Annotated in this window: 25 protein-coding genes; 4 read left to right on the top strand and 21 right to left on the bottom strand. The window is 70.1% G+C overall.

The window, feature by feature from the left end:
• Window positions 1-19: 19 nt before the first annotated feature.
• Entirely contained in the window at window positions 20-832 is an 813-nt protein-coding gene (locus tag ACSGDB_RS07250) for an alpha/beta hydrolase (RefSeq protein ID WP_434993855.1), read from the bottom strand.
• Window positions 833-877: 45 nt separating this feature from the next.
• Entirely contained in the window at window positions 878-1,201 is a 324-nt protein-coding gene (locus tag ACSGDB_RS07245; protein ID WP_434993853.1) for a hypothetical protein, read from the bottom strand.
• Window positions 1,202-1,298: 97 nt separating this feature from the next.
• On the opposite strand from ACSGDB_RS07245, the gene nucS reads away from it, so the two are divergent.
• Together nucS and ACSGDB_RS07235 are read left to right on the top strand one after the other, a co-directional pair.
• Entirely contained in the window at window positions 1,299-1,994 is a 696-nt protein-coding gene (nucS, locus tag ACSGDB_RS07240; RefSeq protein WP_434993851.1) for an endonuclease NucS, read from the top strand.
• A gap of 44 nt (window positions 1,995-2,038) precedes the next feature.
• Window positions 2,039-3,247, top strand: a complete 1,209-nt coding sequence (locus ACSGDB_RS07235; RefSeq protein WP_434993850.1) for an N-acetylglucosamine-6-phosphate deacetylase — start codon at window positions 2,039-2,041, stop codon at window positions 3,245-3,247.
• A gap of 24 nt (window positions 3,248-3,271) precedes the next feature.
• On the opposite strand, the gene ACSGDB_RS07230 is transcribed toward ACSGDB_RS07235, so the two are convergent.
• The 13 genes from ACSGDB_RS07230 to ACSGDB_RS07170 all read right to left on the bottom strand — a co-directional run bounded on the left by ACSGDB_RS07230 (window position 3,272) and on the right by ACSGDB_RS07170 (window position 14,772).
• Window positions 3,272-3,703, bottom strand: a complete 432-nt coding sequence (locus ACSGDB_RS07230) for a DUF2550 domain-containing protein (RefSeq protein WP_434993849.1) — start codon at window positions 3,701-3,703, stop codon at window positions 3,272-3,274.
• 10 nt (window positions 3,704-3,713) lie between these two features.
• A complete protein-coding gene (locus ACSGDB_RS07225) occupies window positions 3,714-4,007 on the bottom strand; it encodes a F0F1 ATP synthase subunit epsilon (RefSeq protein ID WP_434993848.1) in 294 nt (97 codons plus the stop codon).
• Between the two features lie 5 nt (window positions 4,008-4,012).
• Entirely contained in the window at window positions 4,013-5,476 is a 1,464-nt protein-coding gene (gene atpD, locus ACSGDB_RS07220) for a F0F1 ATP synthase subunit beta (RefSeq protein WP_434993846.1), read from the bottom strand.
• Window positions 5,477-5,561: 85 nt separating this feature from the next.
• Window positions 5,562-6,455, bottom strand: a complete 894-nt coding sequence (locus ACSGDB_RS07215; protein WP_434993845.1) for a F0F1 ATP synthase subunit gamma — start codon at window positions 6,453-6,455, stop codon at window positions 5,562-5,564.
• Window positions 6,456-6,547: 92 nt separating this feature from the next.
• Window positions 6,548-8,182, bottom strand: coding sequence for a F0F1 ATP synthase subunit alpha (atpA, locus tag ACSGDB_RS07210; protein WP_434993844.1), 1,635 nt, complete (start codon window positions 8,180-8,182; stop codon window positions 6,548-6,550).
• 99 nt (window positions 8,183-8,281) lie between these two features.
• Window positions 8,282-9,094 (bottom strand): F0F1 ATP synthase subunit delta, encoded by an 813-nt coding sequence (locus tag ACSGDB_RS07205; protein ID WP_434993842.1) that lies wholly within the window; start codon window positions 9,092-9,094, stop codon window positions 8,282-8,284.
• Complete coding sequence (locus tag ACSGDB_RS07200; protein WP_434993840.1) at window positions 9,094-9,648, bottom strand: F0F1 ATP synthase subunit B; 555 nt, start codon at window positions 9,646-9,648, stop codon at window positions 9,094-9,096. The genes ACSGDB_RS07205 and ACSGDB_RS07200 overlap by 1 nt, the downstream gene beginning before the upstream one ends.
• Window positions 9,649-9,698: 50 nt before the next feature.
• Complete coding sequence (locus tag ACSGDB_RS07195; protein ID WP_019481292.1) at window positions 9,699-9,914, bottom strand: ATP synthase F0 subunit C; 216 nt, start codon at window positions 9,912-9,914, stop codon at window positions 9,699-9,701.
• A gap of 75 nt (window positions 9,915-9,989) precedes the next feature.
• Complete coding sequence (gene atpB, locus ACSGDB_RS07190) at window positions 9,990-10,811, bottom strand: F0F1 ATP synthase subunit A (protein ID WP_434993837.1); 822 nt, start codon at window positions 10,809-10,811, stop codon at window positions 9,990-9,992.
• Between the two features lie 85 nt (window positions 10,812-10,896).
• Window positions 10,897-11,214 (bottom strand): hypothetical protein, encoded by a 318-nt coding sequence (locus ACSGDB_RS07185; protein ID WP_434993835.1) that lies wholly within the window; start codon window positions 11,212-11,214, stop codon window positions 10,897-10,899.
• A gap of 1 nt (window position 11,215) precedes the next feature.
• Complete coding sequence (locus ACSGDB_RS07180) at window positions 11,216-11,725, bottom strand: hypothetical protein (RefSeq protein ID WP_434993834.1); 510 nt, start codon at window positions 11,723-11,725, stop codon at window positions 11,216-11,218.
• Window positions 11,726-11,842: 117 nt separating this feature from the next.
• Complete coding sequence (locus ACSGDB_RS07175; protein WP_434993833.1) at window positions 11,843-12,886, bottom strand: MraY family glycosyltransferase; 1,044 nt, start codon at window positions 12,884-12,886, stop codon at window positions 11,843-11,845.
• A complete protein-coding gene (locus ACSGDB_RS07170) occupies window positions 12,883-14,772 on the bottom strand; it encodes a polysaccharide biosynthesis protein (protein ID WP_434993831.1) in 1,890 nt (629 codons plus the stop codon). Before ACSGDB_RS07170 ends, ACSGDB_RS07175 begins: the two co-directional genes overlap by 4 nt.
• A 201-nt stretch (window positions 14,773-14,973) precedes the next feature.
• Here ACSGDB_RS07170 and ACSGDB_RS07165 point away from each other — a divergent pair, with 201 nt between their 5' ends.
• Window positions 14,974-15,948: a glycosyltransferase gene (locus ACSGDB_RS07165; RefSeq protein ID WP_434993829.1), complete on the top strand. Its 975-nt coding sequence runs from the start codon at window positions 14,974-14,976 to the stop codon at window positions 15,946-15,948.
• Window positions 15,948-16,892, top strand: coding sequence for an NAD-dependent epimerase/dehydratase family protein (locus ACSGDB_RS07160; RefSeq protein WP_434993828.1), 945 nt, complete (start codon window positions 15,948-15,950; stop codon window positions 16,890-16,892). Before ACSGDB_RS07165 ends, ACSGDB_RS07160 begins: the two co-directional genes overlap by 1 nt.
• Before the next feature lie 23 nt (window positions 16,893-16,915).
• On the opposite strand, the gene ACSGDB_RS07155 is transcribed toward ACSGDB_RS07160, so the two are convergent.
• From ACSGDB_RS07155 to thrB, 6 genes are all read right to left on the bottom strand, one after another.
• Window positions 16,916-17,620, bottom strand: a complete 705-nt coding sequence (locus tag ACSGDB_RS07155) for an L-threonylcarbamoyladenylate synthase (RefSeq protein ID WP_434993827.1) — start codon at window positions 17,618-17,620, stop codon at window positions 16,916-16,918.
• 67 nt (window positions 17,621-17,687) lie between these two features.
• On the bottom strand, window positions 17,688-18,629 hold the full coding sequence (locus ACSGDB_RS07150; protein ID WP_434993826.1) for a glycosyltransferase: 942 nt from the start codon (window positions 18,627-18,629) through the stop codon (window positions 17,688-17,690).
• Window positions 18,626-19,495: a peptide chain release factor N(5)-glutamine methyltransferase gene (gene prmC, locus ACSGDB_RS07145; RefSeq protein WP_434993824.1), complete on the bottom strand. Its 870-nt coding sequence runs from the start codon at window positions 19,493-19,495 to the stop codon at window positions 18,626-18,628. The genes ACSGDB_RS07150 and prmC overlap by 4 nt, the downstream gene beginning before the upstream one ends.
• A 2-nt stretch (window positions 19,496-19,497) precedes the next feature.
• The gene (gene prfA / locus ACSGDB_RS07140; RefSeq protein WP_434993822.1) at window positions 19,498-20,577 is read right to left on the bottom strand and encodes a peptide chain release factor 1; all 1,080 of its coding nucleotides are present in this window, start codon (window positions 20,575-20,577) and stop codon (window positions 19,498-19,500) included.
• A 183-nt stretch (window positions 20,578-20,760) separates the two neighbouring features.
• Window positions 20,761-22,935 (bottom strand): transcription termination factor Rho, encoded by a 2,175-nt coding sequence (gene rho / locus ACSGDB_RS07135; protein ID WP_434993821.1) that lies wholly within the window; start codon window positions 22,933-22,935, stop codon window positions 20,761-20,763.
• Window positions 22,936-23,264: 329 nt separating this feature from the next.
• Window positions 23,265-24,248 (bottom strand): homoserine kinase, encoded by a 984-nt coding sequence (gene thrB / locus ACSGDB_RS07130; protein ID WP_434993820.1) that lies wholly within the window; start codon window positions 24,246-24,248, stop codon window positions 23,265-23,267.

Below are 24,248 nucleotides of genomic sequence, written 5' to 3'. Positions count from 1 at the left end.
GGGCATCCGCGGACGGAGGTCAGCGTGCCGGTGTCGCCGACGGTGCGACGGCGGCGGGGCCCGTCCACTGCGTGGGCAGCGGGATCTCCACCTCGGGGCGTACTACGCCGACGATCTCGTCGAGCGCGCGCGCCGCGTACTTCTCCCCCACCCAGAGGTGCTTCGCCCCGTCGACACCGGTGAGCTCGGCCTGCGGCACGCGGGAGAACCGGGCGGCGGCGGCCTCCGGCACCAGGTAGTCGTCGAACTCCGGCACGAGCACCTTCAGGGGCAGCCCGCTGGCACCCCAGGCGTCGAGGTCGGCGTCGTCCGCGCGGTGCAGCGGCGGCGACAGCAGGACGGCTCCCTCGATGAGCTCGGCCACCGGGTCCTCGGCGCCGTACTTCAGGCACAGCTCGGTGCCGAAGGACCAGCCCACGAGCCAGATGTGGTGCAGGCCCTGCGCCACGGCCCAGTCGACCGCCGCCTGGAGGTCGAGGCGCTCGCCCTCGCCGCCGTCGAACTCCCCCTCGCTGCAACCGCGCGGCGAGCAGGTGCCGCGCGTGTTGAACCGCAGGACGGCGATGTCGGCGAGGGCGGGCAGGCGGAAGGACGCCTTCCGGTAGACGTGGGAGTCCATGAAGCCGCCGTGCGTGGGCAGCGGGTGGAGCGTGACGAGGGTCGCCTTCGGGGTGCGTCCGCCGGCCGGCGCCGCGAATTCCCCGACGAGCGTCAGCCCGTCTGCGGTGTGCAGTTCGATCTCGCGGCGATCGGCAGGGAGCACCGTGGAGGCGCGGATCTCGATCGGCTCGTGGCTGGTGGAGAAGGTGTAGTCGGTGGTGTCGCTCGCCATGTCCCCAGTCTAGGTGTGGCCGTCCGGGCCCCAAACCGCACCGCGTCAGTAGCGGAAGCTCCGCGTCTGCCAGCACCGCACGTGCCAGTGCCGGCGCTCGGCGAGTGCGGTCTGCGGGCCGAAGAGCGAGTCCTCCCGCCAGACGACGAGGTGCGCGATGCCCGGCGGGATGAAGGAATGGCAGCCCGGGCAGGTGTAGGTCTTGGCGGCGTTCCGCTCCGTGATGCGCCGCACGGACCATTCGCCGTCGGGCGCGCTCTCGCGGGCGGGGATGCCCGCGCGGGCGCGCTCGAGGTCCAGTTCGGGCGGCGGGGTCCACTTGCTCCGCGCGCCGCCACCGGGCCGGCTGGGTCGGTTGGAACGGGGCACCGCACCAGTCTGCCATCCGGCCCGGCGCCCCGGCGCCTCCCCCGTGGGCCGCCGCGCGAATCATGCCCCACGGCCTCCGCCCGGTAGAGTCGTCCCCGTGCGTCTTGTCATTGCCCGCTGCTCCGTCGACTACATCGGCCGCCTCCGGGCGCATCTCCCCCTGGCCACCCGGCTCCTTCTGGTGAAGTCGGACGGCTCGGTGCTGGTGCACTCCGACGGCGGCTCGTACAAGCCCCTGAACTGGATGAGCCCGCCCGCGAACCTGCGCGTGAGCGCGCCCGACGACGCCGACCGCGCCGAGGGCATCACCGAGGTGTGGACGGTCCAGCACGCCAAGAGCGACGACCGGCTCGTCATCAACATCCGCGAACACCTGCACGACTCCTCCCATGACCTCGGCGTCGACCCCGGCCTCGTCAAGGACGGCGTGGAGGCCGATCTCCAGCGTCTCCTCGCCGAGCAGATCGAACTGCTCGGGGCAGGGTTCACGCTGATCCGTCGGGAGTACATGACGGCCATCGGTCCCGTGGACATCCTCGCCCGCGACGCCGAGGGCCGCACCGTGGCGATCGAGCTGAAGCGCCGCGGGGACATCGACGGCGTCGAGCAGCTCACCCGCTACCTGGAGCTGCTGAACCGCGACCCGCTCATGTCCCCCGTGCGTGGCGTGTTCGCCGCCCAGCAGATCAAGCCGCAGGCCCGGGTCCTCGCCGCCGATCGCGGCATCGACTGCCTGACGCTGGACTACGACGCCATGCGCGGGGTCGACGACAGCGCGTCGCGCCTGTTCTGAGCAGGCGTCTAGGGCGGCCGTCCCCGGCCCCCTACACTCGGACCATGGCCCTCTCGAGCAGAACGCCCACTGCCCTGTCCGGACGACTGGTGACCGCTGCGGGGATCATCGACGACGGCGTCCTGCGCTGGCAGGGCTCGCGGATCACCGAGGCCGGGGCCGCGCGTGACGGAGCACCCGCCGAGCGGCTGCCCGACGGTTTCCTCATCCTCCCGGGGCTGGTCGACCTGCACTGCCATGGCGGAGGCGGCGGGGACTTCACCTCCGGCTCCGACGCCGACATCGCCCGGGCGGCGGCGCACCTGCACAGCAGCGGGTCGACGACGCTGCTCGCGAGCACGTGTGCCGCACCGCTGGCGGAGCTCGAGGCCGCGTTCGGCCGGCTGGCGTCGGCCACGGAGTCGGGACTGGTCGCCGGCATCCACGCCGAGGGGCCGTTCCTGTCGAAGGAGCGCAGCGGCGCCCACGACCCGGCCCACCTGATCCTGCCCACCCATGAGACCGTGGCCCGCCTCGTCGCCGCCGGCCGGGGACACCTCGTCTCGATGACGTACGCTCCCGAGCTGCCGGGCAGCGACGTCCTGGTCTTCGAGCTCGTGACGCAGGGGGTCATCCCCTCGATCGGGCACACGGACAGTTCCACGGAGCAGACGGCGGCTGCACTGGACCTCATCAACGAGGAGCTCGCCTCGACCGGCTTCGCCGGCTTCAGCGGACGGCCGACGGCGACGCACCTGTTCAACGCGATGCCCGTGATCCATCACCGCTCGCCCGGCCCGGTCCCCCTGCTCCTGCAGAGGGCGCGCGCCGGGGAGATCGCCGTCGAGCTCATCGCCGACAATGTCCACCTCCACCCGGAGACCGTCAGGATGGCCTTCACGATCGCGGGCTCCGAGAACATCTGCCTGGTCAGTGATTCCACGGCCGCCGCCGGCCGCGCCTCCGGGGAGTACCGCCTCGGACAGGCCGCCATCTCCATCATCGACGGCTCCGCCGTCATCACGGCCACCGGTGTCCTTGCCGGGGGCGCCGGGAGCCTGCTGGACATCGTGCGGTGCACGGTCGAGGCGGGGGTCGACGTCGTCGACGCGGTGCGCGCGGCGACGTATGTTCCCGCGACCGTGCTGGGCCTCGGCGACGAGGTGGGCAGCCTGCACGGTGGCCTGCGCGCCGACGCCGTGGTCGTCTCGACCGATCTCGAGCTCAAGGGCGTGCTGCGCGGCGGGACGTGGATCAGGCCGCTGGAGGACTGAGGGCCGGGCGCCGCACGGAGGACGTCAGCGCCAGGTGCCGATGCCGATGACCGGTCCCGCCTCGATCCAGGAGGAGAGGCCCGCGTACACGTCGTAGCGCATGGCGAGGTCGAACGCCTCCCCGTCGTGGGCCAGACGGACGATGATCGCGCCCGGCTGGATCCGCACGCGTTCGGTCTCGGTGGGCGCACGCCATCCCTCGACCTCGAGGGAGCTCCGGAGGAAGCGGAACCTCGGCAGGGGGCTCAGCGACAGCAGGCTGAGCCATTCCAGGGAATCGTCCGTGTAACGACAAACCCCCACCCGCCATCCCTTGGGAGGGAGGCGGATGGAGGCGTCGAACGTGCCGAGGGCACGATTGAGTTGATACCGGCGGAGGAGGAATGCTCCGATCACGAGCACGAGCAGGCCGAAGACGACCGCAAGGCAGATGAACATCACACCCAGTGCCTCCATGCTGGAAGGCCTAGTCGGCTTCCGGGGTCACCGAACCGCCGACCCTGGCGTTGTCCGCCACGATCACGACACGGTTGGAGTCGACCGAGAAGAAGCCCCCGTCCACGCCGACCACCAGGCGTTCGCCGCTGACCGGCTCCACCGAGAGCTCGCCCGCTTCGAGGATCGCCAGGATGGGGGCGTGCCCGGGAAGGATCCCGATCTGCCCGTTCGCCGTGCGTGCGTTGACCTTGCGTGCCGCGCCCGACCACACGAAGTGGTCGGCCGCGACAACTTCGACCTCGAGTTCGCCCTGTGATGCCATGGGCGTTACTTACCGGTCTGCTCTTGGATCTTGGCCCACTGGCGCTCGACGTCATCGAGGCCGCCGACGTTGAAGAACGCCTGCTCCGCGATGTGGTCGAGGTCGCCGTTGCAGATCGCCGAGAAGCCCTCGATGGTGTCCTTGATGGAGACCGTCGAGCCCTCCACACCGGTGAACTGCTTGGCGGTGTAGGTGTTCTGCGAGAGGAACTGCTGGATGCGGCGCGCTCGTGCGACGACGACCTTGTCCTCCTCGCTGAGCTCGTCGATGCCGAGGATCGCGATGATGTCCTGCAGTTCCTTGTTCTTCTGCAGGATCTGCTTCACGCGCACGGCCGTGTTGTAGTGGTCGTGGCCGATGTACTGCGGGTCCAGGATGCGCGAGGTCGAGGCGAGCGGGTCCACGGCCGGGTACAGGCCACGGGACGCGATCTCGCGGGAGAGCTCGGTGGTCGCATCGAGGTGCGCGAAGGTGGTCGCCGGGGCCGGGTCGGTGTAGTCGTCGGCGGGGACGTAGATCGCCTGCATCGAGGTGATCGAGTGACCCTTGGTCGAGGTGATGCGCTCCTGGAGGAGGCCCATCTCGTCGGCCAGGTTGGGCTGGTAGCCCACGGCGGACGGCATGCGGCCCAGCAGGGTCGACACCTCGGAGCCCGCCTGGGTGAACCGGAAGATGTTGTCGATGAAGAGCAGCACGTCCTGGTTCTGCACATCGCGGAAGTACTCCGCCATGGTCAGCGCCGACAGGGCGACACGGAGGCGCGTTCCGGGCGGCTCGTCCATCTGGCCGAAGACGAGGGCGGTGTCCTTGAGGACGCCCGCCTCCTCCATCTCGACCCAGAGGTCGTTGCCCTCGCGGGTACGCTCGCCGACGCCGGCGAACACCGAGGTGCCGCCGAAGTTGCGGGCCACACGCGTGATCATCTCCTGGATGAGCACAGTCTTGCCGACACCGGCGCCACCGAACAGGCCGATCTTGCCACCCTTGATGTACGGCGTCAGGAGGTCGATGACCTTGATGCCGGTCTCGAGCATCTCCGTGGAGCCCTCGAGGGAGGCGAAGCTCGGTGCCTTGCGGTGGATGGGCCAGCGCTCGGTGATCTGCAGTTCGGACTCGTCGACGTCGAGCGGCTTGCCGAGGACGTTGAAGATGTGGCCCTTGACGCCGTCGCCGACGGGCACGGAGATCGCCGAGCCGGTGTCCTGCACCACGGTCCCGCGGACGAGTCCGTCGGTGGCCTGCAGCGAGATGGCGCGCACGAGGTTGTCGCCGAGGTGCTGCGAGGTCTCGAAGGTGATCAGGCGGGTCTCACCGTTGAGAGTGATCTCGGTGGTGAGGGCGTTGTACATTGCGGGGATTGCGTCGGCCGGGAACTCGACGTCGACAACCGGGCCGATGACACGTGCAATACGGCCGGTGGCGCCGGGGGCAACTGAGTCCGTACCGTGTTCAACAGTCTGGGCAGTCATCTCTCTCACTTCATTTACGTAGATGGCGTGGAACTAAGTCTAGCGGTGCACCCGGCGCCCTCGAGGACCCGGATGGGGAGGTGCGTCAGGAGGCGTTCAGCGCGTCCGCGCCGGCCACGATCTCCGAGAGTTCCTGGGTGATCTCGGCCTGACGTGCGGTGTTGCGCAGGCGCGTGTACTTCTTGATCAGCTCCGTCGCGTTGTCGCCGGCGGACTTCATCGCCCGCTGGCGGGCGGCGAGTTCGCTGGCCGCCGCCTGCAGCATGGCGGCGAAGATGCGCGATTCGATGTACCGCGGCAGGAGGGCGTCCAGGACCTGCTCGGGCTCCGGCTCGTACTCGTACAGCGGCAGGAGGTCACCCGGCTGGGTCACTTCCTCGTCCACGACCTCGAGCGGGAGCAGGCGCATGACGGCCGGCTCCTGCACGACCATGGAGCGGAACTTCGTGTAGACGACGTGGATCTCGTCCACTCCGCCGTCCTCGTAGTCCTTCAGGAACGCGGCCAGCAGGGCCTCGCCGATCTCGCGGGCCGTGCTGAACTCGGGCGCATCGGTGGAGCCCGTCCAGACCTTCTCGTAGCCGCGTCCACGGAAGTCGAAGTACACCTGGGACTTCCGGCCCACCAGGAAGGCGTGGATCTCCTTGCCCTCCGAACGGAGCGTCTCGAAGAGCCCTTCCGCCTGCTTGAGCGCGCTGGCCGAGTACGACCCTGCGAGACCGCGGTCGGAGGTCATCACCAGGACGGCGGCCCGGCGGACCTGCCCGTGCTCGGTGGTCAGCGGGTGGTCGATTTCAGACTGCGACGATACGGCCGAAACGGCGCGCGTGATCGCGTTGGCGTACGGCAGTGCCGCCGCGACACGTGAGCGCGCCTTGCCGATGCGAGAAGTCGCGATCAGCTCCATCGCCTTGAAGATCTTCCGCGTCGACGTGGTCGAGGCGATCTTCTGGCGGTAGACCCGGATCTGGGCTCCCATTCTTGTCCTTTCCTTCGCCTCCGCTACGGGAAGCGATCAGGCCAGGGTCCTGCGGCCGGGAGGGGCTGGGCCCCTCCCGGCGAGCAGATCCTCTAGCGCTTCTGTCGAACGATCTTTTCCTGCTCGACCGAATCGGCGTCGATCGCTTCGAACTCCTCGTGGCCTGCGCCGAACCCGTCCGCGCCGGCACCGAAGAAGCCCTGCTTGAACCCGGTGATCTGCGTCTTCAGTTCCTCGGCCGTCGAGTCCTCGAGCTTGCCCGTCTGGGCGAGCGTGGTGAGGACCTGCGACTTGTGCCCGAGGTGCTCCAGGAACTCCGTCTCGAAGCGGTTGATGTCCTCGACGGGGACGTCGTCGAGGTACCCGTTGGTGCCTGCCCAGATGGACACGACCTGCTGCTCGACCGGCATCGGCGAGTACTGGCCCTGCTTGAGCAGTTCCATCAGGCGTGCACCGCGGGTCAGCTGCTGGCGTGACGCCGCGTCGAGGTCGGACGCGAACATCGCGAAGGCCTGCATGTCGCGGTACTGCGCGAGGTCCAGCTTCAACGTGCCCGAGACCTTCTTCATCGACTTCACCTGTGCGGCGCCGCCCACGCGGGACACCGACACGCCGACGTCCACGGCGGGACGCTGGTTGGCGTTGAAGAGGTCCGACTGCAGGAAGATCTGCCCGTCGGTGATGGAGATGACGTTGGTCGGGATGTAGGCCGAGACGTCGTTCGCCTTCGTCTCGATGAGGGGCAGGCCCGTCATCGAACCGGCACCGAGCTCGTCGGAGAGCTTGGCGCAACGCTCCAGCAGGCGGGAGTGCAGGTAGAACACGTCGCCCGGGTAGGCCTCGCGTCCCGGCGGGCGCCGGAGCAGCAGGGACACCGCACGGTAGGCCTCGGCCTGCTTCGACAGGTCGTCGAACACGATGAGGACGTGCTTGCCGCCGTACATCCAGTGCTGCCCGATGGCGGAACCGGCGTAGGGGGCCAGGTACTTGAAGCCCGCGGGGTCGGAGGCGGGAGACGCGACGATGGTCGTGTACTCCAGGGCGCCCTTGTCCTCGAGGGTCTGGCGGACGGCGGCGATCGTCGACGCCTTCTGGCCGATGGCCACGTAGATGCAGCGGACCTGCTTGTTCACGTCACCGGAAGCCCAGTTGGCCTTCTGGTTGATGATCGTGTCCACGGCGATCGCGGTCTTGCCGGTCTGCCGGTCGCCGATGATCAGCTGGCGCTGTCCCCGGCCGATCGGAATCATGGCGTCGATGGCCTTGAGGCCGGTCTGCATGGGCTCGTGCACCGACTTGCGCTGCGTGACGCCGGGAGCCTGGGTCTCGAGCGCACGGCGCCCTTCGGCGACGATCTCGCCGAGGTCGTCAATCGGCTGGCCCAGGGGGTCGACGACGCGGCCGAGGAAGGCGTCACCGACGGGGACCGAGAGGATCTCGCCCGTGCGGTGTACTTCCTGGCCTTCTTCGATCCCGTTGTAGTCACCGAGCACCACGACACCGATCTCTCGGGTGTCGAGGTTCTGGGCGAGTCCGAGCGTGCCGTCCTCGAACCGCAGCAGCTCGTTGGCCATGACGGAGGGAAGACCCTCGACACGGGCAATGCCGTCGCTTGCGGTGGTCACGCGGCCGACTTCGACGCGCTCCGCGTTTCCGGGCTCGTAGGACGCCGCAAAGTCGTTCAACGCACTACGGACGTCTTCGGCGTTGATGGTCAATTCGGCCATCTCAGTCCCTGCTCTCCTGTGTTGTGATCACCATGGGATGCGTGGCGACCGGTGTGTGATTCAGTGATTGTGGCGCGGATCGGACAGGGCGCGGACGCCCTATCCCGCCAGCTTGCGGCGAAGTTCGGACAGCCGCGTGATGACGGTCGAATCGACCATCTCGTCTCCCACGCTGACACGGACTCCGCCGATCAGTGTGGGGTCCACGGTGACGTTGACCTTGAGCTCGCGGTCGTACATCGCGTTCAGACCGGACTCCAGCCGTTCGAGCTGGCTTGCCGTCAGCGGACGGGTGACGCTGACATTGGCAATCCAGCGCTGCTGGCGCGCGGCGACCAGTTCGAGGAACCGTTCGACGAGGATCGCGGGCTTCAGCCCGCGCGGGGAACGCACGGCCTGGGCGATGAGGAGCTTACCGGCGGGCCCTGCCTGGGGTACGAGCTTCAGGCCGAGGACCACCTTCGACTCCGGGGTGGCCTGCGCGTCCGAGAGCGCCCTCTGCAGGGCGTGGTTCGACGCGACCACCTGGATGAAGGAGAACAGCTCGTTCTCGAGCCGGTCCAGGCCCTCCACACCGCTGCCCCGCTCGGCCACGGCGATGACCACGGTGGCTGCGAGGGTCTCCAGGGCATCACCGATGTCGCGGGCGTTGGCCCAGCGCTCGCTGACGAGGTCCCTGACCACGGCTGCGGCTTCGGACGACACGCGGCCCGCGATCAGCTGGTCGACGAGCACCGCCTTGTCCTTGCCGGTGCGGGAAGGGTCCGTCAGTGCGCGGCGCAGGCCGGCATTGCTGTCGAGGATCGACAGCACGCCGAACAGCTCCTCCGCGAGGCCGAGGGTCGCGCCCGGCAGGCGGGCCTCCAGCCCTTCACGGACGGTTGCCAGGGACTGGCTCGATACTCCTGCCATTACTTCGCCGCACCTGCGCTCTGTGACGAGGTCTCGAGGTCAGCGAGGAAGCGGTCGATGACGCGGGACGAGCGGGCGTCGTCCGCGAGGGACTCCCCGACGATCCGGCTCGCGAGATCGGTCGCGAGCGTGCCGACCTCGGCGCGGAGCGAGACCACGGCGGCCTGCCGCTCGGCCTCGATCTGCACGTGGGCCTGCTCGGAGATGCGTGCCGACTCCGCGGCCGCCTTCTCCTTCAGGTCCGCGAGGATCTGGGCGCCCTCGGCGCGTGCTTCCTCACGGATGCGGTTGGCCTCGGTGCGGGCGTCCACGAGCTGCTGCTTGTACTCCTCCAGCGCCGCGTTGGCCTCCGCCTGTGCGGCTTCCGCCTTGGCGATGCCGCCCTCGATGGCGGCCGTCCGTTGTTCGAACGTCTTCTCGAATGCCGGCATGACGTACTTGATGACGATGAACATCAGCACGGCGAAGCCGGCCAGTGTCACGAGGAACTCCCACCAGTTCGGTGCGAGCGGGCTCGTGCCCTCCTCCGCCGCCATAATCGCTGCGTTAAGCATTTTTCACCCGTCTTTCTTCAGCTGGTCTTCGGTCGGTCAGGGCGGCCTTGTCAGGCGCCGATGACGAAGGCGAAGACGAGACCCAGGATCGCGAGGGCTTCGGTCAGCGCGAGGCCGAGGAAGGCGATGGGCTGGAGAACACGCTGTGCCTCGGGCTGGCGAGCCACGCCATTGATGTAGGCCGCGAAGACGAGACCGACGCCGATACCACCGCCGATTGCGGAGAGACCGTATCCAACGAGGTTGAGGCTACCCTGTACTTCCATTGTGTTCCTTTCAAGATGCCGCCTTGGTGCGACAGGTTGTTTGGGATCATCCCCGACGGGGAAGACTTGTGTGAATCAGTGGGCGTCGGCGTGCAGTGCGCCTTCGATGTAGATCGCGGCGAGCAGCGTGAAGACGTAGGCCTGCAGGATCATGATCAGTACCTCGAGCATGTACATCGCCACGGCGCCGACCAGGACCAGGACGCTGGTGCCCTGCAGCAGGATGTTGCCCGTCATGACCATGTACTCGATCGCGGATCCGGCGAGGGTCACGATGAGGTGCCCGGCGAGCATCGTCGCGAAGAGCCGCAGCGAGTGGGTGACCGGCCGGACGATGAAGTTCGAGATGATCTCGATCGGCACGACGATCGGCAGGATGTACCAGGGCACACCCGACGGCACGACGGCGAGCTTGAAGTAGCGCAGGCCGTGCTTCTGGACGCCGATGCCGACCCAGAGGACGTAGAAGATCGCCGCGATGGCGTAGGCACTGCCCGGGTGCGAGAAGGAGGGCAGCTGCAGGAACGGGATGGCCCCGAAGATGTTGTTCACCAGCACGAAGAAGAACGCGGTGAACAGCCAGGGGACGTACCGCATGAAGTCCCTGCCGCCGATGATGTCCTTGCCGATGGAGTTGCGTACGAAGCCGTACGCGGACTCACCGAGGAACTGCACCTTGCCGGGAACCATCTGCTGGCGCCGCGACGCGATCAGGAAGAAGGCGGCGATGATGATCACGGACAGGATGACCATGAGCATCTGCTTGCCGAAGCCGGGATCGAACCAGACTCCGTAGGCGTCACCCCAGGGGAGGATGTCCCGGTAGTGGGTGTCCTCGATCGTCGGGGCTACGAATCCCTCTTCGGTAGTTGCGGCCGGGAGCGCAAGCGCGATCAACGCGTTTCCTCTCTGCAGTGTCCATCGTTGGGCAAGATCTGTTCGGCCGCAGCGTGACTGGTCCGACTCATGAAGTTCTGGGGATTCACTCCGGTTCATCCTCGGCACCGGACGTCGGCCGGTCTCCGCGCTGCGGATCCGGCGTGTGGTCCTGGGTGAGGTTGTGCATGTGGGAGAGGTAGAAACCCCCTGCTGCACCTAAGAACGCTCCCGCCAGCACCAACCAGCGCGTGTCGAGGAGATTATCCAGCCCCCAGCCTATCAAACTCCATACCGCGATCCCGCCAATCATGTAGCTCAGGACCGCGATGCCGGCGTTGTAGCCGCCGTTGGAAAACCGCGCCTCATCCGGCGTCGGGGTGTCTCCGGAGGAGTGGTCCGGACCCGGGGAGGTGCCGCTCACGTCAGGGTCCTTCCGGCCGTGGGGGTGCGGGGGAACCCGCGGTCGCCCCGGGCGCGTCGCCGTAGAGGGGCGTGCGGAGCCGCGAGAACGCGAGGACCTCCGCGACCTGCCACACGAGGACGGTCGCGAGGGCGCCCCAGAAGAACCAGGTCCGGTCCAGCCAGTCCGGCGTCCCGAACAGGAACAGGACGGCGGCGAACCCGACGACCTTGATGGCGTAGGTGACGGCGAACAGTCCGAGTGCCCCGGAGGGGTTGGTCCTGCCGGTGAAGTGGCCGATCAGCAGGCTCACGCCGAAGAACACCATGACCAGGGCCGCGCCGAACAGGACGCTGAGGCCGGCGGCGGGTGAGGCCGCGAGCAGCGCGACGGCCGCGAGCAGGACGGCGGTCGCCGCTCCCCCGGCGGCACTCCGTCCGAGGATGCCCAGCCAGGGACTCTCGGTGGGCCCCGATGCCGGGGGGAACGACGCGTGGTCGGCTCCGGTGGCCGGGTGCTCCGGTCGTGGCACGTGCTGTCCGCTCTGTCGGCTGCGCCGTCGGCGCCCTGCTGGTCCCCCGGTCGACGGCGTCGTCAGGTCGGGAGCCGGATCGGCGGGCCCCACCCACCGCGCCCGGCGCCTGAAATTCTACCTCACGGGGCGCTCCGGTCCGGCGTCGACCGCGGCTCGACGACGTGCGAGTGCACGGAAGATCCGCGGGGAGTAGAGGTACAGCGCGACCACGGCGGCGGCGAAGAGCGAGGCGGACACCGCGAGGGGCGCCGGCGCGGTGGCGAGCACGAAGCCCGCGGCGCCGGTGAGCGCGGAGAGGACACTGACGAGGAGCGCGACCTGGACATGGGTGAGCCCGGTGTCGGTGAGCCTCTGGTACACGTGCTGGCGATGCGCGAGGGCCAGCCGCTCCCCGCGCCGGGCCCGGCGCAGGACCGTGGTGAACGTGTCCGCCAGGTAGATGAGCACCGGCGAGAGGAGGTATTCGAGGTAGACGCCCGCGAGCAGTCCCGTGACGGCGATGGCCGCGATCGACGCCCCGAGCAGGTAGCTGCCGACGTCGCCCAGGAACACGAAGCCCCGGCCGAGGTTCCAGGGCAGGAACCCCGCGAAGGCCGCGGCGACCACGAGCCCCGCGACCGTCAGCCACAGCTGGTCGCTGAGGACCCCCGCCCACGCGTAGAAGAGTCCCACGACCACCCCGTGCAGGCCGGAGATGCCGTTGATGCCGTCCATGAAGTTGGCGGCGTTGATGTACGTGGCCACGGCGACCGCCCCGACGGGGACCCACCAGTAGCTGCTGTCCTCGATGGTCGTCGCGAGGACAGCCGTGCCGAGCACGCCGATCATGAGTTGCGCGGCGATGCGCACCCGGATGGACAGGCCGCGGAAGTCCTCGATCCACCCGAGGGTCGCGGCCGCTCCCACCATGCCGATGACCACGAGGATGAGCGAGCGGTCGACGGCGACGAGGCCGATGGCGAGGGAGACGGCGAGGGCGACGAGGATCGCGGCCGCGACGGCCATCCCCATGCCCCGGATCACGACGGTGGTGTGCGAGGAGCGGCTGTTCGGGATGTCGACCACGCCCCACCGCTTCAGCAGCGGCTTCACGACGAGGGGCAGTGCGAGGGACAGGCCCAGGGCGACGAGCCCCACGACCACCAGCTGCGCGGTCATGTCGCGGGTCCGACCGTGCGGGCGGTCGACGGCGCCGCGACGTCGTCCGGGAGGACGTCGAGCTGGCCCCGCCCGAAGCCACCCTCGGTCTTCCAGCGCTGCAGGTTCAGCTTGCCCGGGTGCAGCGGGGCCACCGACGTGTGGGAGATCTTCGGGTGGAGCGGACGGGAATCGTTCTCGCCCACGCCGATCAGGTCCTCGTGCATCTTCTCCCCCGGCCGGAGGCCCGTGAAGACGATGTCGATGTCCTTGCCGGACATCGCGATCATGCGCTGGGCGACATCGAGGATCTTGACGGCCTCGCCCATGTCGAGGATGAGCACCTCCCCGCCGCTGCCGATCGCGCCCGCCTGGACGACGAGCTGGCAGGCCTCGGGGATGGTCATGAAGAAGCGCGTCACCTCGGGGTCGGTCACCGTGATGGGGCCTCCGTTGCGGATCTGCTCGGTGAACAGCGGCAGCATGGAGCCGCGGCTGCCGATCACGTTGCCGAAGCGCACCGACACGTAGCGCCGGCCCGTGGCCTCCGCGTGCCAGGAGGTGAGCTTCTCGGCGACGCGCTTGGAGTGCCCGAGGACGCTCGTGGGGTCGGCCGCCTTGTCCGTGGAGATGTTGACGAAATGGGTCACGCCGACGGCGGCGGCGGCCCGGAGGACGTTGAGCGACCCCTGGACGTTGGTCTTCCAGGCCTCTTCCGGGTACTGCTCGAGCAGCGACACGTGCTTGAGGGCGGCCGCGTGGAAGACGACCTCGGGCCTGCGGTCCTCGAAGATGTCCAGCAGGGCGTCGGCGTCCCGGATGTCCGCGAGGACGGTGTCGCGACCGGTCAGCAGGCCCCGCCCAGTGAGGGAGATCTGCGTGGACTGCAGGCCGGTCTCGTCGCGGTCGAGCATGATGAGCTCCGACGGGGCGAAGGTCGCCAGCTGGCGGCACAGTTCGGAGCCGATCGACCCGCCGGCCCCCGTCACGAGCACGCGCTTGCCGGCGACGTACCCGGCGACCTCGTCCGGGTGGATGTCCACCGGACGGCGGCCGATGAGGTCCTCGACGGCGACCTCGCGGAAGTCCGCGATGCCGGCGCCGGCGGCGCCGAGCATGTCCCGCAGCGGGGGCAGGACGAGCACCCTGATGCCGAGCCCGGCCACGAGGTCGGACACCCGGCGTACCTGGGCGGCCTCCACCTCGGAGAACGCGATGACCAGGACCGAGGCCTGCGTCCTCGCGACGATGTCCCGCAGGTCGTCGACCCGCCCGAGGACCGGCACGGTGGAGAGCCGCAGGTGCTTCTTGGCCGGATCGTCGTCGATCAGGCCGACCGGGAAGTAGGGCGAGCCGGGGTCCTGCATCATGCGGCCCACGAGCGAGTTGCCGAGGAACCCCGCACCGTAGATCAGGGTGCGCTGTGCGTCCTCGCCGGGCTTCGCCTTGCTCTCCACGTACATGCGCTTGAGGTAGCGGGTGGCGGCGAGGAACATGCACGCGAACGGGAACGCGATGACGCCGATGCTGCGCGGGACCTCGATGACCGTGAAGAACGCGACGCTGACGAGCACCAGGATGACGGCGACGAGCACCGCGACGATGACGAGCAGCTTCGCCTCGTGGAAGCTCCCGAAGCTGTACCTCCCCCGGTACAGCGCGAAGCTGAGTCCCACCACCAGCTGGGAGACGACGGCCACCGCGCAGAACACGGCGATGCCGGGGACGTTGATCTCCTTGACGAGGAGTTCGTAGCGCAGGATCAGCGCGAGCAGGATGGCCACGATCCAGGCCGCGGCGTCGAGCAGGTACTGCGACCACAGCCAGATGGCCGGTTTGTCGCCGGAGGAGGCCACGGCCGTCGAGCCGGATGTCCGGGGGGAGGCCCGGCCTTCGTTGAGTCCCATGATTCCTAACGGTGTCATGCATTCGTTCCACCGCGAACCGGGCGCGCGGCGGCCCGGGAGCGCCCGTCACCCGTGGTGTCGGGACCCGTCCGGCAGGGGCTGGAACACGGTGTAATAGACTGCTGGTACCCCAGAATACTAACCGCCCCGCCTGTGCCAGGACCGTTGCACACCGTCATGGCGCGGCCCGGAAGGAACAGGTTGCACGTCCCCGACGCCGGCTCGCCCCGCGTGTTCCTCGTGATCACGACGTTCAACCGGGCGGCCCTCCTGCGGGAGCTCCTCGCGTCGATCGCGTCCCTCGAACCGGCACCCGCCGCCGTCGTCGTGGTCGACAACGCCAGCACCGACGCCACCGGCGAGGTCCTCGCCGGCACCCGCCTCCCGGTACCCCTGCTCGTGGAGCGGCTGCCCGTGAACGCGGGCGGCTCGGGCGGGTTCGCGGCCGGCGTCGCACGTGCCCTCGCCGAAGGAGCCGACTGGGTGTGGCTGATGGACGACGACGTCGTCGTCCTCCCCGACGCCCTCGCGTCCTTCGGCCCCTGGATGGGCCGGTACTCGTGCATCCACGGCCGCCGCTACGACGCCGCGGGACGGCCCTTCTTCTGGCAGCACGTGCTCGACGAGTTCACCGGCGTCCACCTGCCGGTCCGGGGCGACGTCTTCGCCGCGTCACCGGTCTTCCACACCAATGTCGCGTGCTTCGAGGGCATGCTCGTCGCGGCGGACGTTGTCCGTGAGATCGGCCTGCCCGACGCCCGGTTCTTCCTCAACGGCGACGACCTCACGTACGGGTGGCTCGTCTCGCAGCGGTACCCCGTGGCGTACATCGACGCCTTCGTGCTCCGGAAGACGCGCGCGCAGCGGCAGGTGGACCTCGGCGTCCGCCACCTGAACGAGTCGAGCGACCTGTCCCGCTTCTGCGGGATGCGCAACCGCGGCCACCTCGCGCGGTACCTCCAGCTCCACGGGCGCTACCACCGGGTGGGCTTCGCCCTCGGCACGCTCCTGTCCGCCGCGAAGGAGCTCGTCCGCCTGGTCGCCGTCGAGCGCTCCGTCTCCGGTGCCTCCCAGGTGTGGCGCGGGTGGAGGGCTGCCCGGGTGATCCTGCACGATCCCCACTGGCGGCCCGAGCCGCCCCTGCGGGAACCGGTCGGGCAGACGGGCGGCTCCTGATGCGCTGGCTGGTGCTCGGGGGTTCCGGTTTCGTCGGCTCCGCGGTGCTGCACGCCCTGCACGCGGCCGGCATCGATGCGCACGCCCTGCCCGCGCCGCGGCTCGCGACGGCCGCCGACACACCCGCGGCACTCCTCGCCGCCGCGGCCGCCACGGACACCACCGGGCTGGAGACCGCGATGGCGGGATGCGACGTCGTCGTGAACGCGGCAGGCCTCGCCACCCCGTCCGCGACCGGCGGCGCGGACCTGCTCGGCGCCAACGCGCTGCTGCCCGCCGTCGCCGCGCGCGCCGCGTCCGCGGCCGGGGTCCGCCGCCTCGTCCACCTCAGCAGCGCGGCCGTGCAGGGCCGGACCCCGGTGCTCGACGAGACCGGGACCGTGCGCCCCTTCTCGGCGTACTCCCGCAGCAAAGCACTCGGCGAGCAGGCCCTGGAGCTCGCGGCGGCGCGAGAGGACTCCCTGGCCGTCGTGACGGTGCGGGCCACTTCGGTGCAGGGCGGAGGGCGTCCGACGACGGCGGCCCTGGCGCGCCTGGCCCGCTCGCCGCTCGCGTCCGTCGCGTCCCCCGGGACCGCGCCATCGCCGATCACCTCCGTCGGCTCCCTCGCGGAGCTGGTCCTGGCGCTCGGTCGTCACCGCGGGGCTCTTCCGCCGCGGGTGCTGCAGCCCTGGGAGGGCCTCACGGTGCGCACCGTCCTCGAGGCCGCGGGCGGGAGACCCCGGGTGCTGCCGGCACCGCTGTGCCGCGCCGTGGTCCGTGCCGGCTATCTGGTCTCGTCCCTGGTGCGCGGACGCCTCGACGGGCACGTGCGGCGCGTCGAACTCATGTGGTTCGGCCAGGACCAGGTGCCCGGCTGGGCCGCGGACCAGGGCCTGGTCCCCGCGCCCAGGGTCCGCGAGGTCCTCGCCGGCGCCGCGACGCCCGGTGCCGGCGGGCGCTGAGCCGGACCCCCTCGGGCCGTGAGCTACGCCCCGGCGGCCGGTGCGTCCGGTGCGGCGCCTGCGGCCGGTCCGGCACCGTCGATCCCGACGACGCCCGGCACCACGTCCCGCAGCTGCTCGAGCGACACCGTGCCCTGCCGGACCACGCGCAGCGCCTCCCCCGTCGTGTCGACGATGGTGGACCCCGTACCGCCGCCGTCGGGGCGCGGACCGGCGTCGAGGTAGACGGCCACCGACTCCGCGAGCTGCTCGGCGGCCTCCGCCGCCGTCGTCGCGGCCGGGTGGCCCGTCCGGTTCGCGGAGGACACGGCGAGCGGTCCCGTGAGCATCAGCAGCTCGAGGGCGACGTCGTCGTCGGGCATCCGGAGCGCGACGGTGCCGAGGGTGTCGCCGAGGTCCCAGGTGAGGGACGGCTGGGCCAGGCAGATGAGGGTGAGGCCGCCGGGCCAGAACGCCTTGGCGAGGCGGCGGGCGTCGGGGTGGACGTCGGTCGCCAGGCCGTCGAGGGTCTCGATCCGCGGTATGAGGACCGGCGGTGGCATGTTCCGTCCGCGTCCCTTGGAGGCGAGCATGGTGGCCACGGCCTGCGGCGAGAAGGCGTCCGCGCCGATGCCGTAGACGGTGTCGGTGGGCAGGACGATGCACTGCTTGAGCGATACCGCCCGCTGTGCGGCGGCCAGCCCTTCGCTGCGCTGGGCGGGATCGGAACAGTCGTAGCTCGTTGTCACCCGATCATCCTTCCACTGCTACCCGCGCCCGCGCACATCGGCGACGGTCCCCGCCCGGAGCGTGGACTCAGGACGGCGGCGGCGGCCCGAAGCCCGTCCCGCGGAGGCCGGCGGAGTAGGCGGCGAACCAGGAACGCAGGCCCCGGAGGTCGCGCTGCGTGAGGAAGTAGTAGGGGAAACCGATGACGTCCGCCCCGAACCACCGGAGGTTGCGGTACTTGCGGGCGAGGTAGGCCCGGTTCCGGAAGTAGGAGAAGCGCTTGAAGTCGCCGTCGGGGATCACCGGGGTGATGAAGCCGCCGAAGATCGGCTTCATCTCCGACCAGGTGGCCGGGTGCCGCACCGCGACCGTGGCGAGTGTGCCGTACTTCAGGCCGGCCTTCCGCACGCGGGCCAGGAAGTCCACCTCGTCGCCGCGGATGAAGAACTTCATGTCCGGCAGGCCGATCTTCGGGAACACGTCCGCGCGGACCAGGGCGCCGTTGAAGAAGTGCACCATGCCCGGCAGGTAGCCCCTGGCCTCGAGTGCGGCGCGGTCGTTCGTCAGCAGCCCGTTGATGCGGAAGTTGAAGGACAGGCGTGAGGGGTCCGACGTCGCCGCGACGAGCGGGCTCACGATGTCGAGCCCGTGCTCGTCCGCGGCCTTCAGCAGTTCGGCGAGGCAGCGCCCGTCCTCGGGGTGGCCGTCGTCGTCCATGAGCCAGATCCACTCGGCGCCGCTCGCGATGGCCGCGAGGATGGCGAAGGCGAAACCGCCCGCTCCCCCGAGGTTGGCTTCCGAGCGCAGGTGGTGGATGGTGCTTCCGGCCGCCGTGGCGGCGTCGACGACGTCGGTCGCGGGCGTCGAGCCCGAGTCCACGAGGGCCACGGTGCCGATCGGCGCGGTCTGCGCCGCGAGAGACCGCAGGAGCTGCGCCAGCTCCTCGTGCCGGTCGTAGGTGACCGCCGCGACGGCGACCAGGGGACGCGGGCCGCTGCCCGGCCGGCCGGGTGGGGTGTGCTCGGTCATCGGTGTGCCTCTCGGGGATCGGGGGCGGGGGTGCCGGCGGTCAGGACGGCACTCGTGGCACGGTCACGGCCGCTGAGGTCCTGGTGGGTGGTGACGGCGGTCCAGGCGCCCGTCCGCTCGAGGAGGGTGGCGACCCACGGGGCCTGCACCTCCGCGTGCTCCATCACGAAGTACCCGCCGGGCCTCAGCAGGCGGGCCGCGGAGGCCGCAGCAGCCCGCGGGACCTCCATGCCGTCCGCTCCCCCGCCGTACAGCGCCATCCGCGGATCGTGCGCCGCGACCTCCGGCTCGTGGGGGACGGCCTCCGCGGGGATGTAGGGCGGATTGGAGACCACGATGTCGAACGTCGCGTCGTGCTCCGGGAGAGCCGTCGCGAGGTCGCCCCGGACGAGCTGCACGCCGTAGCGCGCGAGGTTCGGTCCCGCCCACGCGAGGGCGAGGTCGCTGAGCTCGACGGCGTAGACCTCCGCGCCGGGCACCTCGTCGGCGACGGCGGCGGCGATCGCACCGGACCCCGTGCCGAGGTCGACGATCCGCGGCGCGGCGAGGCCCGCCGCACGGTCGATCACGAGTTGCGCGACGGTCTCGGTCTCCGGCCTCGGGATGAAGACACCGGGTCCCACCGACAGTTCGATGCGGCGGAAGTACGCCACGCCGGTCAGGTGCTGCAGCGGCACGCGCCGCGCCCGCTCGTCGACGAGGGCCTGGAAGCCCTCCGGGACCGCCGACCCCATCAGCGCCAGGGCCCGCAGCCGTCCGCGGGAGACCCCCAGCAGGTGGGCCGCCAGCAGCTCGGCGTCGACCCGCGGACTGGGAACGCCCGCCGCGCGGAGCTGCCGTTCGGCCGCCCGCAGCGCTTCCTCCACGGCTACTCGTCCGCGCCGATGGCGTCCAGGCGGGCCTGCTCGTCCATCTCGATGGCCGACTGCACCACCGGCTCGAGATCGCCGTTCATCACCGCGTCCAGGTTGTAGGCCTTGTAGCCGGTCCGGTGGTCGGCCACCCGGTTCTCCGGGTAGTTGTACGTGCGGATGCGCTCCGACCGGTCCATGGTGCGGATCTGCGACTTCCGGATGTCGGAGTTCGCGGCGTCGATCTTCTCCTGCTCGTGGGCGAGGATGCGCGAGCGGAGCACGCGCATCGCCGCTTCACGGTTCTGCAGCTGGGACTTCTCGTTCTGCATGGCGACGACGATCCCCGTGGGCAGGTGCGTGATCCGCACCGCCGAGTCGGTCGTGTTCACGGACTGGCCGCCCGGCCCCGAGGAGCGGTAGACGTCGATCTTGAGGTCGTTCTGGCTGATCTCGACCTCCTCGGGCTCGTCCACCTCGGGCAGCACGAGCACGCCGGCGGCCGACGTGTGGATGCGGCCCTGCGACTCGGTGACGGGTACGCGCTGGACGCGGTGCACCCCGCCCTCGAACTTGAGGCGCGCGTAGACGCCCTCCGCGGGGTCGTTCGAGGACCCCTTGATGGCCATCTGCACGTCCTTGTACCCGCCGAGGTCCGACTCGTTCGCGGAGATCAGCTCGGTCTTCCAGCCGCGGGACTCCGCGTAGCGCGTGTACATGCGCAGGAGATCGCCCGCGAACAGCGCGGCCTCGTCGCCGCCCTCGCCGCCCTTGACCTCGATGATGACGTTGCGGCCGTCGTTCGGGTCGCGCGGGATGAGGAGCCGGCGCAGCTTCTCCTGCGCCGTCGCGAGCTGCTCCTCGAGGACGGGCACCTCGGCCGCGAACTCGGGATCCTCGGACGCCATCCCCCGGGCGGCCTCGAGGTCGTCCTCGAGTGCCCTCCAGCGGTTGTGCGCGTCGACGATGCGCCCCAGCTCCGCGTACCGGCGGCCGAGCCTGCGGGCCAGCGCCTGGTCGGCGTGGACGGCGGGGTCGGCGAGCTGGTCCTGCAGCTCGGAGTGTTCGTCGAGCAGTCCCTGGATGGACTCAAACATCGGAAGTACCTCTTTCGGCTTGTGCAGCCAGTCTACGAAGGTCGAGAAGGCAGAAATGACCACCCTGCAGTGCGTTCACCGGTCGTTCCTGCCCTCTCGACGGAGCAGGCCGGTTAACGGACACAGCCGTCCGGGGTGTACCGGCCAGAATATGGCGGGCGCACCCCGGACGGCTGTCCGCTGCTAGTCGGAGTCCTTGGAGCCCAGCGTGGTCTTCTGGACCTGCATGAGGAACTCGACGTTGGACTGCGTCTCCCGGATCTTGTTGGTGAGCAGCTCCAGGGCCTGCTGGGTCTCGAGACCCGACAGCACGCGGCGCAGCTTCCACATGATCTTGACCTCGTCCGGCGAGAGCAGGTTCTCCTCGCGACGCGTGCCGGAGGCGTTGACGTCGACGGCGGGGAAGATGCGCTTGTCGGCGAGGTTCCGCGAGAGGCGGAGCTCCATGTTGCCGGTGCCCTTGAACTCCTCGAAGATGACCTCGTCCATCTTGGACCCGGTCTCCACGAGGGCGGTCGCGAGGATGGTGAGCGAGCCACCGTTCTCGATGTTGCGGGCGGCACCGAAGAAACGCTTCGGCGGGTACAGCGCCGCGGAGTCGACGCCACCGGAGAGGATACGGCCCGACGCCGGAGCGGCCAGGTTGTACGCGCGGCCGAGGCGGGTCATGGAGTCGAGGAGCACGACGACGTCCATGCCCATCTCCACGAGGCGCTTGGCGCGCTCGATGGAGAGTTCGGCAACCGTGGTGTGGTCGTCGGCCGGGCGGTCGAACGTCGAGGCGATGACCTCGCCCTTGACCGTCCGCTGCATGTCCGTGACTTCCTCGGGACGCTCGTCGACCAGGACCATCATGAGGTGGACCTCAGGATTGTTGATCGTGATGGCGTTGGCGATCGCCTGCAGGATCAGGGTCTTGCCGGCCTTGGGCGGCGACACGATCAGGCCACGCTGGCCCTTGCCGATCGGGGCCACGAGGTCGATCACGCGTGGGCCGATCTTCTTCGGGTCCGTCTCGAGGCGCAGGCGGTCCGACGGGTACAGCGGCACGAGCTTCGCGAACTCGACGCGATCCTTCAGCTCCTCGGCGGGCTTGCCGTTGATGGAGGTGACACGGACCAGCGCGTTGAACTTCTGGCGGGTGCTGGCCTGGGTCTCGCCCTCGCGGGGCGCACGGATGGCACCGACGACTGCGTCGCCCTTGCGCAGGTTGTGCTTCTTGACCTGGGCGAGCGAGACGTAGACGTCGTTCGGGCCCGGCAGGTAGCCGGAGGTCCGCACGAAGGCGTAGTTCTCGAGGACGTCCAGGATGCCGGCGACGGGCAGCAGGACGTCGTCGTCCGTGACCTCGACGTCGTCGACCTCGGGGTTCTGGTTGCGGCCCCGACGGCGGTCGTTGCGCTCGTTACGGTCGCGGAAACGGCTGTTGCGGTCCTCGGGACCGTTGCCCCCGTTGCGGTTCGCACGGTTGCGGCGGTTGCGCCCGCGGCCCTCGTCCTCGTTGGAGTTGTTGCCGCGGTTGTCGCTGCGCTCGTTGCCGTTGCGGCCGCCGTCGTTCTGGCCGTCGTTGTTCGACTGGCCGTTCGACGGGCTGTTGAACTGGTTGCCCGACTGGTTGCCGGAGCCGTTGCCCGAGCGGTCGTCGTCGCGCCCGTTGCGGGAACGGCTGCGTCGCTCGCCGCGGTCGCTGCGCGCGTCGCCCTGCCCGGACGCGGCGTCGGCCTGCGCCTCGCCCTGCCCGGCGTCCCGGGACTCGCCCTGTGCACCGTTGGAGGACTCGGTGGAGCCCGACGGGGCGTCCGAGCGGTCCTCGCCGCGGCGGTTGCGGCGGTTGCGCTGGCTGCGGCCGCCGTTCTCGCGGTCACCGTTCTCACGGTCGCCACGATCCTGCTGCTCGGAGCCCGAGGCGTCCTCGGCACCGTCGCGCGACGGCGCCTCGACGGAGGCGGTCTCGGCCGCCGGCGCGGAGACGACGCCGTCGCTGCCGGCGCGGCGGTTGCGGTTGCGCGTGCGGGGCTGGCGTTCGGCGGGGGCGGACTGCGCGTCCTGGCCCCGGTCGTCCGCTCCGGCCTGGACGCTCTCGGCGACCGGTCGCTCTGCCTCGGCGCTGCGCTCGGTGCGGACGCTGGGGGCCTGCTGCCGGTCGGCGACCGCGCCGCCGCGCTGGTGGTCGGAGATCGCGGAGACGAGATCGCTCTTGCGCATCCTCGATCCACCGGTGATGCCGAGCTGGCCGGCCAGGGCCTGCAGCTGCGCGAGCTTCAGGCCGGCGAGCCCGCTGCTCTTGGAAGTTGTTGCGCCGGTTGCTTCAGCGTCTTGGGTGGCCACACCTGGTAACAGGTCAGTGGTGTCAGTCACGAAGGATCCTTCCCCCTCGTCGGGCGGCCACGTGATCAGTGGTCCGCGGTGGTTTGCCCCGTGCCGCATATGAAGCAGGCGGGAGATCAGCCGAACCGGAGATGATCCGGCAGGCCTGGGTGATACTGGGAGCCAGAGAATGTCCCTGCGCGGAGGAGAAGTCCATACGCTCGGGGATAGGGTCGGAGGCTACACCGTCAGGATGTGCTGCTGCTGATGGGACCTGCAGTGTTGCGGCGGTCCAGAGAGGACGGCCGACTCAACAGAAGCACACGACACATCTCGACACGAACTTTCGAGACGCACAGCAGGTCGGCCTGAAAGCCGCACTACCCGTGGTGCCTTCCTATTTTAGCACCTTCCTGCTCCACGGCCAGACGGAGCACCCGCCAAGCGCCCGGCGTGTCGCCCGCGCCGATCAGGCGATGCAGCGCCTCCTCGGCGGCGTCGGCGCCGGCTCCTCCGACGGCGAGGGTCAGCACGCTGGGCCCCGCCCCGGAGATGGTGCTGGCGAACCCGGCGGCCCGCAGTCCGCGCAGCAGGGTGGCGCTCGGGAGCATGGCCGGCGCGCGGAAGTCCTGGTGGATCGAATCCTGCGTGGCGGGGAACAGCAGGGACGGATCGGTGCCGAGCGCGTGCACCATGAGGGCCGCCCGGCCCGCGTTGGCAGCGGCACTGGCGTGGGACACGGACGCCGGCAGCAGCGCCCGGGCGCTCTCGGTGGACAGCGCGAGGTCGGGCACCGCGAGGATCGGGACGACATCCGGGTGCACCTCCACGCGCGTGCTGTGGAACGCTCGCCCGCTCTCCCAGGAGATCGCGAGGGCACCCATGAGCGCGGGGGCCACGTTGTCCGGGTGTCCCTCGATCGAGGCCGCCCACTGCAGGAGGTGCGCGGCGTCCATCCGCTCGTCGGCCGGCAGCAGCGCGTTGCCGGCGAGGACTCCCGCGACGATCGCGGACGCGGAGGACCCGAGTCCCCTGCCGTGCGGGATCACGTTCACGGTGTCGAGTTCGAGCCCCGGAGCGCGTCGTCCGGCCCGGTGGAGGGTGCTGATCAGCGAGCGTGCGACGAGGTGGCGCGCGTCGAGCGGCAGCTCACCGGCCCCCTCTCCGGTGGGACGGACGGTCGTCGAACCCGACGTCGTCGTGCGCACACGCACGGCGTCGTGGAGGGAGAGCGCGAGTCCGAGCGCGTCGAAGCCCGGCCCGAGGTTCGCACTCGTGGCGGGGACGCTGACCTCGACGTCCTGACCGGCGTCGACGGCCGGGAGGTCGAGCAGGTCCTCCGGCAGGGGTGCCGCATGCAGCAT

Source organism: Arthrobacter sp. Ld5 (assembly GCF_051172775.1).
In the GTDB taxonomy this organism is placed as follows: Bacteria; Actinomycetota; Actinomycetes; order Actinomycetales; family Micrococcaceae; genus Arthrobacter_D.
The sequence above is the reverse complement of the archived record's forward strand: the minus strand, read 5'-3'. Positions and strand labels throughout refer to the sequence as shown.

Bases quoted from the DNA above. Each gene is read 5' to 3' on its own strand.
- ACSGDB_RS07250 (WP_434993855.1), bottom strand. From the start codon at position 832: ATGGCGAGCGACACCACCGACTACACCTTCTCCACCAGCCACGAGCCG.
- ACSGDB_RS07235 (WP_434993850.1), top strand. From the start codon at position 2,039: ATGGCCCTCTCGAGCAGAACGCCCACTGCCCTGTCCGGACGACTGGTG.
- ACSGDB_RS07230 (WP_434993849.1), bottom strand. From the start codon at position 3,703: ATGGAGGCACTGGGTGTGATGTTCATCTGCCTTGCGGTCGTCTTCGGC.
- ACSGDB_RS07225 (WP_434993848.1), bottom strand. From the start codon at position 4,007: ATGGCATCACAGGGCGAACTCGAGGTCGAAGTTGTCGCGGCCGACCAC.
- atpD (WP_434993846.1), bottom strand. From the start codon at position 5,476: ATGACTGCCCAGACTGTTGAACACGGTACGGACTCAGTTGCCCCCGGC.
- ACSGDB_RS07215 (WP_434993845.1), bottom strand. From the start codon at position 6,455: ATGGGAGCCCAGATCCGGGTCTACCGCCAGAAGATCGCCTCGACCACG.
- atpA (WP_434993844.1), bottom strand. From the start codon at position 8,182: ATGGCCGAATTGACCATCAACGCCGAAGACGTCCGTAGTGCGTTGAAC.
- ACSGDB_RS07205 (WP_434993842.1), bottom strand. From the start codon at position 9,094: ATGGCAGGAGTATCGAGCCAGTCCCTGGCAACCGTCCGTGAAGGGCTG.
- ACSGDB_RS07200 (WP_434993840.1), bottom strand. From the start codon at position 9,648: ATGCTTAACGCAGCGATTATGGCGGCGGAGGAGGGCACGAGCCCGCTC.
- ACSGDB_RS07195 (WP_019481292.1), bottom strand. From the start codon at position 9,914: ATGGAAGTACAGGGTAGCCTCAACCTCGTTGGATACGGTCTCTCCGCA.
- ACSGDB_RS07175 (WP_434993833.1), bottom strand. From the start codon at position 12,886: ATGACCGCGCAGCTGGTGGTCGTGGGGCTCGTCGCCCTGGGCCTGTCC.
- ACSGDB_RS07170 (WP_434993831.1), bottom strand. From the start codon at position 14,772: ATGGGACTCAACGAAGGCCGGGCCTCCCCCCGGACATCCGGCTCGACG.
- ACSGDB_RS07160 (WP_434993828.1), top strand. From the start codon at position 15,948: ATGCGCTGGCTGGTGCTCGGGGGTTCCGGTTTCGTCGGCTCCGCGGTG.
- ACSGDB_RS07150 (WP_434993826.1), bottom strand. From the start codon at position 18,629: ATGACCGAGCACACCCCACCCGGCCGGCCGGGCAGCGGCCCGCGTCCC.
- prfA (WP_434993822.1), bottom strand. From the start codon at position 20,577: ATGTTTGAGTCCATCCAGGGACTGCTCGACGAACACTCCGAGCTGCAG.
- thrB (WP_434993820.1), bottom strand. From the start codon at position 24,248: ATGCTGCATGCGGCACCCCTGCCGGAGGACCTGCTCGACCTCCCGGCC.